We start from the raw sequence: 11,000 nt of genomic DNA, 5'->3' as shown, positions 1-11,000 counted from the left end.
CCTGTTTTGGGTCTCTATCTTTTATACACCATAAGGAGGAAAAATTCATTATGAAGCTCAAGAAAATTGCTTCCCTGATGCTGGCCGGCGTTATGGCTGTCAGCATGCTGGCTGGCTGCAAAGGCTCTGCCAACAGCGGCGAGGAGGAGAACCCCGTTGTTCCCACCACCGGTATCGTGGCAGACGCCAATGGCGTTTTGACCGATGATCAGAAAGAAATCTTCAGCTATGTCGGCAGCACCAATCTGGATGCTATCTTGAAGGAGATTGCCGCAGATACTAAGAAGCTTCCTGAAAGTGAAATTGAGAAAGCTTATAATAGTTTTGTAACTTGTTATCCTGGGAATGCACTGATGAATGCATTGAATGACAAGTTGGAAGGACTGAAGCCGGCTGGTGGCGAATTCACTTCTGCTCCTGCAAATGGCAAGTCTCAGAGTTATGGTTGGGTTTACGCAATTTCTGGCAAAATGACCCAGACCGAAGCTGTGGAGAAAATTGCTAAATACTTTGCTGGCTACGTTATGGCCAGTTCTACTTATGTGGATAATGTAGTTAACTACAATGGTGCTGACTACAACGCAGAGTACTCCGTTGAAATCAGCGCTGTGAAGGCTTCCAGCAACTCCAATGATGTTGATGGCGAGTCTGCCTGGGTCATCGCATTTGTTGTTACCCAGACCCTGGGCGACAAGGTGGTCAACAACGTCGGCTGATCGCTTTGACGGCATCTGACACATACGGCATACAAAGATAGGGCCTCCTTTTTTACCTGTTTCGAGTCTCTATCGATTTCTACACTCATATAGGAGGAAAAATTCATTATGAAGCTCAAGAAAATTGCTTCCCTGATGCTGGCCGGCGTTATGGCCGTCAGCATGCTGAGCGCCTGTGGTGAGGGCAGCGGCAACGGCAATGAAGAAGAGAACAAGCCGGTCGAAACTGTGAGCAACGCTGTGACCTATGCCAACGATCTGCTGGATTCCGATATGAAGGAGTATGTCAACTTCATTTCCAGCACTGCTCTGGACAGCTGGGCTGCAAAGTACACCACCGATACCGGCAAGTTCTCTGCTGATGCTATTAAGAACGCATACGGGAATACTACTACCAATGCCAATGGCTGGGGTGGCAAATACCATGAAACGATGGAGAAGCAGCTGACCTCTGACCTGAGAGATGCCAATATCCTGGTGGTCAAGCAAGATTCCGATTTCCAGGGGATGCCTGCTGACAAGGTTTCCCAGAGCAAGGGCACGGTCATGGTTCTGTCTGGCATGCTGGACGAGAAGTCTGCGGTTGAGACTGCTGTAACAACGCTTGGAAGTTGGGCTTTTGCTGGCTCGCCTGTGACATGCCCCGAAACCGTGATGGATGGAACCACCGTCTACAACTGCGATTACACTGTTGAGATCAATGCTGTGAAGGTCACCAACGACAGCCTGAACGGCAAGAGCGCATGGGTCATCAGCTTTGTGGTCAACCAGAAGGTCACCAAGGCTGCCAACGTCCAGGTCTAACATTACTTATAACACCCCCGGGGCACCATACCGGGAGATGATATAAGGGGCGAGCGGGTGCCAGAGACCACCTGCACGCTCGGGTAAAACACCCATCCGATGTGGCGGCAAAGAGGAATAGAACCAATATTCCTTCTGTTGTTGATCGCACCAAAACAAAAGAACTTTTGCGTCACGAAAGATAGGGTCCCTCTGCGGGGGTCGGCTACAAAGCCGGCCCCCGCATTGTTTAGCGCCGCTTTTGGGCGGCGGGACGGCTCTGCAACAAAAAATTCACTTTACGCCGGGCAAAGTTGTGCTATAATAGCTGCGGTACGGTTATGATAGTGGAAAAGAACAACTGCGCCCCTGCGGTGGGGCCTTGCTCAGAAAGGAACTTTCTATGCGTGATGGTGAAGAAGCTGCATTGAACCGCCCGGCAAGGGCTGTCGGCTGGGCCCTGCATGTGCTGCAGGGCGCGCTGATCGGGCTGGGCGCGGTGCTGCCCGGGATCTCGGGCGGCGTGTTATGCGTGGTGTTTGGCATCTATAAACCGGTGATGGAGCTGCTGTCCAATCCCCTGCGGAACTGGCGCACCCACCTGCCCCGGCTGCTGCCGGTCATTTTGGGGGCGGCCATCGGCTTTTTGGGTGTGGCCAACCTGCTGGCCTTTTTCCTCGAGGCTTACCCGGACCAGTCGGTCTGCCTGTTTGTGGGCCTGATCGGCGGGATGCTGCCCTCTCTGTTCCGGGAAGCGGGCGAACAGGGCCGCACCAAGGGCTCCTATGTGGCCATGGCGGCGGCTTTTGCCCTGGTGCTGGGGCTGCTGACCGGGCTGGACGCCCTCTCGGTGACCATTGCACCCAGCTTTGGCTGGTATCTGTTCTGCGGCTTCTGCGTGGCCCTCAGCATCATCGCTCCGGGCATGAGCTTTTCCACCCTGCTGATGCCCCTGGGCCTCTACACCCCCTTTGTGGAGGGCCTGGGCCATCTGGATCTGTCGGTGCTGCTTCCCGGCGGCCTGGGCGGCCTTGTGACCATCATCTGCCTGGCCAAGGCGGTGGACACCCTGTTCACCCGGTTCTATTCCTGCGCCTTCCATGCCATCATCGGCATCGTGATCGCGGCCACTTTGGTCATCATCCCCTTTGGCAGCTTTGCCACAGCTCTGGTGCCCAATCTCGTCTGCATGGCCGCCGGCGTGGTCATCGCTCTGGCGCTGGACCAGTTCAACAGCCGCTTTGAAAAAGAATAAGCCAAGGCTTTTAAGATGCGCCAAAAGGCCCCCGCTTTCCTGCCGGAAAAGCGGGGGCCTTGTTGTTTGTCTTCTTGGTCCGGGAACTGGATGACCCGTTCCAACTGCATTTTATCGGTCTGCCAGAAATGATAAAAGAACGGGCGGAATGTTGCACAAAAATTGGAATTCTAGTATATTTGTTTGGACGAAAATGTGGTTATTCTGTTTACAAATTTTGAAAAATGTGGTAATAAAATAGCATATTCGTTTTAAATTTTGGGAAAGCAGACAAGATGAGGCGATTTCTGCCCCACTGCTTGTCCCGGAAAACTGTCAGATCGAAGGAGGTCAGAAACAAGGATGAGACGTACATGGAAAAAAGCTGTCTCTATCGCTCTGGCAGCGGGGCTGATGGCCAGTACAGTGGTTTCAGCCTATGCTGTCACAGCAGAAGAGAATGCCCAAGCTACCCTCAGCGCATCCGACTGGTATGCGCCCATTGCCCGTTGGGCGGCATCCGCAGGATTGATCGGCGGCCAAACGAGCGAATATGACGCTGCCGACCCTTATGTGAATGTCAACGTAGGTTTGTTCCACAATGTGCCCATTACAGTGGACGAGAATACATCGGGTATAGCCACCTATTACCTGCCCGACGGTATGGACCCTTGGGCTCCGGCTGTGATTGTTATGACCCCGGACCACACCACAGCAAAAGCGTTCTCCCATTCAGTTACTGGTCTGCAATGGCGTGCGGTAGCGGACCGTAATAAGATCGGCCTGGTGTTTATCGAGCCGGAAAATGGCGGTACCTGGAACCTGACCCTCAGCCCTGATGGCCGGGATGACGCCGCATTGTTGAACCAGCTGTATCAGACCATGCGCAGCAAGAGCCTGACCCTGCCCGCGGCTTTCTCGATGGATAAATCCCACACCGCTCTGGTGGGTTATGAGGAGGGCGGCGCAGCTGCTCTGTTGTTCGGCGGCCGCTGGGCCAGCGATTTTAGCTCGATCTGTGCAGTGGATGCGACCGGCGTGCCCGCGGCATCCTTGGAAACTCTGGGAGAGGCGTATGTCCTGCCTTTCCCGGGCGACTCCACAGAAGGCGTGACCGAGGAGGCCATTGCGGCCAAGACGGTGGATACCCCGGTCTGGTTTATCCACTCGGATACCGGGGAGAGCAACCAGGCTGTTTTGGATTATTACCTGCGCGCCAATCAGGCGGTCCCTGCCGAGGGCAACGAGGTGGCGGAAGCGGTTTATACCACCGGCCGGGAAGGCTCTGCTTCTGAGGTGTGGATCAGCGAACAGCGGCAGTCCCCTTCTGCCATCTGGGATCAGTTCTCTGGTCAGTACAAACGGTTTATGGCCATGCAGCTGCCCGGACGGGTGGCCAAGGCTCAGGATTACAGCCAGCCTGGCTTCTCGATCCATCAGGAGAATATCAATGGTGAAGTCCGCCGTTGGATGACGTATGTACCTTCCAGCTATACAGGAGAAACTGCAGTGCCTCTGGTGCTGGTGATGCACGGTTATACTGCTTCCATGTATGCCATTGCGGAGGAATCCCGCTGGTATGATGTGGCAGAGGAAAATGGGTTTATTGTGGTCTTTGCACAAGGACTGGTTCGTCCAGCAGACGCCATGGGGAATATCCCGACAGCTATGTGGCTGGCTGGACAGTTCAGTGCCCTGGCGGGTGAAGATACTGACCCTGATGCTGACCTCGACTTCATTGATACCCTGCTGGATCGGATGGAGAATGATTACAACATCGACGCCAGCCGGATCTATGCGACCGGACACTCCAATGGCAGTCTGATGACCTGGGCTTTGGGTTCCCGCTTTGCCAGTCGCTTTGCGGCGATCGCACCGGTAGGCTATATGAGCGCCCCTATGGAAGCGATGGACTCCAATGTGCTGTTGCCCACCTGGTCTTTCCTGGGAGAATATGACAGCGCCGGCGACCCCGAACTGGTAGCGGGCGGCGCTACGGTTACTTCTCTCCAGGCATGGAACCAACAAAACCGGACCAACGAGGCAGCAGTGGCAGACAGCACCGCCTATGATGGCGCTTTTGTCACTAAGACATTTGCCAATGATGCCGGTGTGCCTCTGGTTAAATTCACAGAGGTCAAGGATACGCCTCACGTTTATCTCCAAGAGGAGAGCGTTTCGATTTGGAATGAGTTCTTCTCCAAATACAGCCGCAGTGCAGATGGCACTTTGTACTATCAGCCAGATGATTCCAGTGCTCCTGTGGCTGTGACTCCCGGCCAATATACCGCGTCCGGCAGCTGGTACAAGGCGCAGTAACGAAAACCTCTCAAATACCTCCCGCACATACCCAAAGCAAGGCCCCCGCTTTCCTGCCGGAAAAGCGGGGGCCTTGTTGTTTGCGTTTGGCAAAGGGGGATCAGAACTCCAGGTTGCCGAATTCGCTCAATTTCAGATCGGGGTTGTGGTCGGTGGCCCAGCGCACGGCCCACTCGGAGGTGAACAGCAGCAGCCGGTTGCCCCGCATATCCTCCACCGCTTTGGTGTCGCTGGTCAGGTCCAGCCCGCGCAGGGTGTAGCTGTCGGGGTCGTTCTGGATCCAGCGGATCTGCTCGAAGGGCAGGTGCTGCATCCGGATCTCCACGTTGTACTCGGTGTTCAGGCGGTACTCCAGCACTTCCAGCTGCAGCACGCCCACGACGCCCACCACCACTTCTTCCATGCCGCCGCCCACTTCGCGGAAGATCTGGATGGCGCCCTCCTGGGCGATCTGCTCCATCCCCTTCACGAACTGCTTGCGTTTCATGGTGTCCTTCTGCTCGATGCGGGCGAAGTGCTCGGGGGCAAAGGTGGGGATGCCCGCGAACTGCACCTTCTTTTTGCCGGTGCACAAGGTGTCGCCGATGGAGAAGATGCCCGGGTCGAACAGGCCGATGATGTCCCCGGCGTAGGCCTCGTCCACGATGGCCCGGTCCTGGGCCATCAGCTGGGTGCCGGTGGCCAGCTTGATGTTCTTGCCCTCCTGGACGTGGAAGGCCTCCATCCCCCGCTCGAACTTGCCCGAGCAGATCCGCATAAAGGCGATGCGGTCCCGGTGGGCCTTGTTCATGTTGGCCTGGATCTTGAAGATGAAGCCCGAGAACTCCTCCCGGCAGGGGTCCACCGGCTGGCCGGTCAGGCTGTCCAGACGGGCCAGCGGGGTGGGAGTCAGGCGGAGGAACTCCTGCAGGAAGGGTTCGACGCCGAAGTTGGTGAGGGCCGAGCCAAAGAACACCGGGCTCAGCTCCCCTTTCAGCACCCGTTCCAGGTCGAATTCCTCGGCGGCGCCGTCCAGCAGCTCGATCTCGTCCACCAGCTGCCGGTGCAGGTAGGGGGTCAGACGCTCGTCCAGGCCGGGGTCGCCCAGCTCCAGGGCGATCTCGTCCACCTTGCGCACGCCGTTGGCGCGGCCGTCTCCTTCAAAGGCCAGGACCCTGCGGCTCATCCGGTCGAACACGCCCTTGAAGTCCTTGCCGCAGCCGATGGGCCAGTTCATGGGATAGGTCTTGATGCCCAGGATCTCCTCGATGTTCTCCATCAGCTCAAAGGGGTCCCGGGCCTCCCGGTCCATCTTGTTGATGAAAGTGAAGATCGGGATATGCCGCAGGGTGCACACCTTGAACAGCTTGATGGTCTGGGCCTCCACGCCCTTGGCGGCGTCGATCACCATGACGGCCGAGTCGGCGGCCATCAGGGTGCGGTAGGTGTCCTCCGAAAAGTCCTGGTGGCCGGGGGTGTCCAGGATGTTGACGCACTTGCCTGCATAGTCGAACTGCAGCACCGAGGAGGTCACCGAGATGCCGCGCTGCTTTTCAATGTCCATCCAGTCCGAGACGGCATGGCGGGCGCTCTGCTTGCCCTTGACCGAGCCGGCCTGGTTGATGGCTCCCCCGTACAGCAGCAGTTTTTCGGTGAGGGTGGTTTTGCCCGCGTCGGGGTGGCTGATGATGGCGAACGTGCGGCGGCGTTCGATTTCTTCACGATTTGTCATAGTACCTCTGTCTTTCTATCGGGAAAGGAATGATGCATACGATGGCTTCCGTTCTGCTTTACATGGGTCTGGTCTCCTGACGGTTCCTTCTGATCTATCCATGACACACATATTCTATATTACGCCAAAACGGCCCGGCGCGCAAGAGGAAAAGCGCAGTTTTGGGCTATTTTTTCAGCACAAAGCAGGGCAGGGGCGCACTGGCGGCCCAGTTGGCAAAGCTGCAGGTCAATACCGTGTACCGCTCCAGGGGCAGCGTGTGCAGCCAGGAGAGGACCGCCTGCTTTTCGGTGTCCCCGATCACCGCGCCGCTGTACAGCACCGCGGAGAGGACGCCGCCGGGGCGCAGCGCCTGGAGGGCCGCCTCCAGCGCGGGGATGCTGGTGCCGGCGCTGCTGTGGACGGCGTGGTCGGCGCCGGGCAGCCACCCGAAATTGAACATCACCACGTCGGCGGAACCGGGCTGGAGGTAGTGCAGAAGGTTTGCGTGGCTGTCCAGCACCAGCCGGCAGCGCCGGGCCGGGATCCCCTCCCGTTCCAGGCGGGCGGCGGTGGCCTTCAGGGCCGCGGGCTGGATATCGAAGGCAAGCACCTGCCCTTCCTCTCCGGCCAGGCGGCACAAAAAGGCGGTATCCCCGCCGTTGCCGCAGGTGGCGTCCACCAGCAGCCGGGGGCTTTGCAGGCGGGCGGCCAGGAACTCCTGGGCCAGCCGGACGGCGGTCAGGTCGGGTTTGCGCCGGCGCACCAGCCGTCCCGCCTCGGGCCGAAAGCCGAACTTGGCCCAGAAGGCCTCCTCCCCCGCCTCCTGCGGCAGCGGCGCGGCAAAACAGCTGGCGGTGTCTGCGGCGTAGCCGCCCAGGCGGTGCAGCACCTGCCGCAGCAGGTAGGAGCCATAGCCCCGGCGGCGCCAGGCCGGATCGATCCACAGGAGCGAAAGGCAGGTGCAGTCCCCTTCCTGCCGGAAGGCGCAGCGGCCCGTCAGGGTCTTTTCCTTGTAGAGGGCAAAGCCCTCCTCTGTCTGAACAAGCTTCATAAAAACGTTCCTTTTTGCCTCTTTGATTCTGCACCGGCGCCAAACGACCGGATTTCACATTTTCTTCACGGCGGCATGAAGCGGTTTTCACAATTTCAGGTTAAACTATAATCAGCCGAAGGGGAAAGGTCAAGACCCCACCCCCTTCCGTCCCCCATGAAAGGAAATGATACGAGTATGGATAATGAGAATAAATGGGAATACGATTATTCCTCCCTCTACAACTCTTCCGGCAGTGGCAATGGCGGCAGCGGCTATGCAAACGTAGGCAGCAGCGGGAGCAACACCGCCAACCAATATGAAGCCGGAGGCGGCGCACAGCCGCCCCGTTCCCCTGAGATGCATCCGGTACAGGACCCCGGCGAGATGCCCAAGAAGCGCCGCCGCCGCGTCCGGGCCGGTTCGATCCTGCGCAGCGTGCTGGCCCTGGTGCTGGCAGCGGCCGTCGGGTTTGCCGGCGGTTATGTGGGCAGTATGGTGGGTGACCACAACAAACTGGTCATCCAGGCATCCGACCGCACCGAGCAGCTTACCAACGCTCTGGCGTCTTCCACCTCCACCGGCGGCGACGATCTGACCACCGCACAGGTAGCGGCCCTGGTCACCCCCAGCGTGGTGCCCATCACCACCGAGGCGGTGGTCTACTCCAACTGGTCCTGGTTTGGCCAGCGCCAGATCGAGTCGGGCGCCGGCAGCGGCGTCATCATCAGCGATGACGGCTACATTCTCACCTGTGCCCACGTTGTGGACGGGGCCTCCAACATCATCGTCACGGTGGGCGACACCGATTACACCGCCACCGTGGTCGGTTCCGACACCGCCAGCGACGTGGCCGTGCTCAAGATCGACGCCACCGGCCTGACCCCCGCCGTTGTGGGCGACAGCAACGCCCTGGCCGTGGGCGAAGAAGTGGTGGCCGTGGGCAACCCCCTGGGCAACCTCAGCGGCACTGTCACCAACGGTATCGTCAGCGCCCTGAACCGGGATGTCTCGATCGAGAACAACAACGGTTCCATCCTCAATTTGTCCCTGATCCAGACCAGCGCCAGCATCAGCCCGGGCAACTCGGGCGGCGGCCTGTTCAATATGGCCGGTGAGCTGATCGGCATCGTCAACGCCAAGTCGGACGCCTCGGGCGCCGAGGGCCTCGGCTTTGCCATCCCCATCAATGACGCCATCGATGTGGCGCAGGATCTGCTGGAGAACGGCTATGTCAGCGGACGGCCCTATCTGGGCATCACCTATGTGGCCGTCACCGACGAGGCCACGGCCCAACAGCTGGGCGTATCCACCTATGGCATCTACATCGTAGAGGTCAGCGCCGGGTCCGGAGCTGCTGCTGCCGGACTGGAGCCGGGTGACCGAATCGTCAGCATCGACGGCGCGGAGATCGCCTCCCGCGATGACGTGAGCGCGGTCATCGACCAGCACGCCGCAGGAGACACCATCTCCATCACCATTGCCAGAGACGGCCAGATGATGACCGTCGAGGCCACCCTGGGCGAACAGGTGCCCAACAACTAATTTTGCGAACCTACCAAAACAGGTTTACAGGTCCAATTTCCGGAATACAGAACTCCCTTCTGATTTTCCTCCTTACAAAAGGCTCCTCCGTCCCTAGACCCGGCGGGGGAGTTTTTTGCGCCCGAAAGCGCCCTTGTGAAAGCGGGGCGCTTTTTCTTTTGCTTCCAAAGTTAGAATATACAAACTAAAGAAAATAAAGAAAAATGGGCAAAAATGAAAATTGGGTCTTGACACCGGGGGGGGTATGTTATGATAGGCACACAAAGGAAAGGACCTTCCTTTGAACCTGTTTTGGGTCTCTATCTTTTATACACCATAAGGAGGAAAAATTCATTATGAAACTCAAGAAGATTGCTTCTCTGGCGCTGGCCGGCATCATGGCCGTCAGCATGCTGACCGCTTGTGGCGATGGCGCAGGCTCCGATGGTACCACCAATGATAGCTCTTCCGAAGTTGTTACCAGTGGCACTTCCAGCACCTTCTATAATGAACTGACTAAGGCTGCCCGCAATGCCATCAAGAGTGCAGCTGATGACGCTGATCTGGATGCAGCTCTGGCACAGGCTGTTAAGGATTATGTATCTGAGTCTGAGATGCAGCAGATTGCAAATCAGATTATTAGTGGCAACAAATACGTTGCTGTGAATGAATATGTAAGTGTGGGTGGTGCCAATACTGTGGCTGTGAAAGTTGCAGATAAGGTTGATGCAGATCTGGAGATTGTAAATACTCTTGGCAGCGCTTCTGGCAATTTGAATGACAAGAATATGACTGCTATTGATGTATATCGCTCTTACTTCGGTGTGAGCGATCAGCTGATTCTGGACGATGCAGCCAGTGACCTTTCTAGCTATATTGCAGCGCTTCCTACCGTGTCGACTGATGGCAAATATGAGTACAGCTATGTTGTTTCTACTAGCATTGCAAGCAAGACCTTTGAAGTTGCGGGTACTTCTGTGACTGTGAAGTATCTGGCTGTTCAGGTTGATCGTACCGCTACCAAGGTCTAAAATATTAATTTACTTATAACACCCCCGGGGCACCATACCGGGAGATGATATAAGGGGCGCGCAGGTGCCAGAGACCACCTGCGCGCTCGGGTAAAACACCCATCCGATGTGGCGGCAAAGAGGAATAGAACCATATTCCTTCTGTTGTTGATCGCACCAAAACAAAAGAACTTTTGCGTCACGAAAGATAGGGTCCCTCTGCGGGGGTCGGCCATACGGCCGGCCCCCGCATTGTTGTTTGCAGGCTCGAAACCCAAAAAGCCCCGGCCTTCCCGGGGGAAAGCAGGGGCCGGTCCTTAGATCACATTTTGGAGGAGTTCTTCCAGGGGCACGCCGTAGAGCTTGGCCAGCAGCACCAGGTTGGACATGCTGGGGTCCGAGTCGCCGGTCTCCCATTTGCTGACGGCCTGACGGGACACCCCCAGGCTCTCGGCCACAAATTCCTGGGTCATGCGGCAGCGGGTGCGGTGGTCTTTCAGGGTCTCGGCCAGGGTCTTGCGGACGGCGGCGGTCTCCTTTTTGACCTCCTGGGCTTTGGTGTGGGTCTTGATGTAGATCCACAGCGCCCGGATGCACAGGACCAGCAGGATGAGCGGCAGCACCACGGCGACAGCCAGGATGAGGAAGGATAAAAACATTCCGACAATTTCGATCGCAGCAAGTTTCATGA

At 57.4% G+C, this 11,000-nt stretch carries 9 protein-coding genes; 6 read left to right on the top strand and 3 right to left on the bottom strand.

Annotated features, from left to right (window positions below; translation table 11 throughout):
* Window positions 1-50 precede the first annotated feature (50 nt).
* From B5G12_RS09250 to B5G12_RS09235, 4 genes are all read left to right on the top strand, one after another.
* The gene (locus B5G12_RS09250) at window positions 51-716 is read left to right on the top strand and encodes a hypothetical protein (RefSeq protein ID WP_087324705.1); all 666 of its coding nucleotides are present in this window, start codon (window positions 51-53) and stop codon (window positions 714-716) included.
* A 108-nt stretch (window positions 717-824) separates the two neighbouring features.
* Window positions 825-1,520: a hypothetical protein gene (locus tag B5G12_RS09245; RefSeq protein ID WP_087324704.1), complete on the top strand. Its 696-nt coding sequence runs from the start codon at window positions 825-827 to the stop codon at window positions 1,518-1,520.
* Window positions 1,521-1,902: 382 nt separating this feature from the next.
* On the top strand, window positions 1,903-2,754 hold the full coding sequence (locus tag B5G12_RS09240) for a DUF368 domain-containing protein (protein WP_087324703.1): 852 nt from the start codon (window positions 1,903-1,905) through the stop codon (window positions 2,752-2,754).
* 342 nt (window positions 2,755-3,096) lie between these two features.
* A complete protein-coding gene (locus B5G12_RS09235) occupies window positions 3,097-5,052 on the top strand; it encodes a CE1 family esterase (protein WP_242955995.1) in 1,956 nt (651 codons plus the stop codon).
* 100 nt (window positions 5,053-5,152) lie between these two features.
* Here the strand turns inward: B5G12_RS09235 and B5G12_RS09230 are convergent, their stop codons facing one another.
* Window positions 5,153-6,763 (bottom strand): peptide chain release factor 3, encoded by a 1,611-nt coding sequence (locus tag B5G12_RS09230; RefSeq protein WP_087233649.1) that lies wholly within the window; start codon window positions 6,761-6,763, stop codon window positions 5,153-5,155.
* 166 nt (window positions 6,764-6,929) lie between these two features.
* Window positions 6,930-7,796, bottom strand: coding sequence for a tRNA 5-(aminomethyl)-2-thiouridylate-methyltransferase MnmM (mnmM, locus tag B5G12_RS15095; protein ID WP_087324702.1), 867 nt, complete (start codon window positions 7,794-7,796; stop codon window positions 6,930-6,932).
* Between the two features lie 177 nt (window positions 7,797-7,973).
* Between mnmM and B5G12_RS09220 the strand changes: the two genes are divergently transcribed.
* Both B5G12_RS09220 and B5G12_RS09215 read left to right on the top strand, forming a co-directional pair.
* Window positions 7,974-9,320 (top strand): S1C family serine protease, encoded by a 1,347-nt coding sequence (locus tag B5G12_RS09220; RefSeq protein WP_087324701.1) that lies wholly within the window; start codon window positions 7,974-7,976, stop codon window positions 9,318-9,320.
* 335 nt (window positions 9,321-9,655) lie between these two features.
* The gene (locus B5G12_RS09215) at window positions 9,656-10,330 is read left to right on the top strand and encodes a hypothetical protein (protein ID WP_087324700.1); all 675 of its coding nucleotides are present in this window, start codon (window positions 9,656-9,658) and stop codon (window positions 10,328-10,330) included.
* 296 nt (window positions 10,331-10,626) lie between these two features.
* Here B5G12_RS09215 and B5G12_RS09210 read toward each other — a convergent pair whose 3' ends face one another.
* Complete coding sequence (locus B5G12_RS09210) at window positions 10,627-10,968, bottom strand: helix-turn-helix transcriptional regulator (protein ID WP_087232594.1); 342 nt, start codon at window positions 10,966-10,968, stop codon at window positions 10,627-10,629.
* Between the last annotated feature and the right edge of the window lie 32 nt (window positions 10,969-11,000).

The sequence above is a fragment of the Faecalibacterium sp. An58 genome (assembly GCF_002161515.1).
In the GTDB taxonomy this organism is placed as follows: Bacteria; Bacillota; Clostridia; order Oscillospirales; family Ruminococcaceae; genus Faecalibacterium; species Faecalibacterium avium.
The sequence above is the reverse complement of the archived record's forward strand: the minus strand, read 5'-3'. Positions and strand labels throughout refer to the sequence as shown.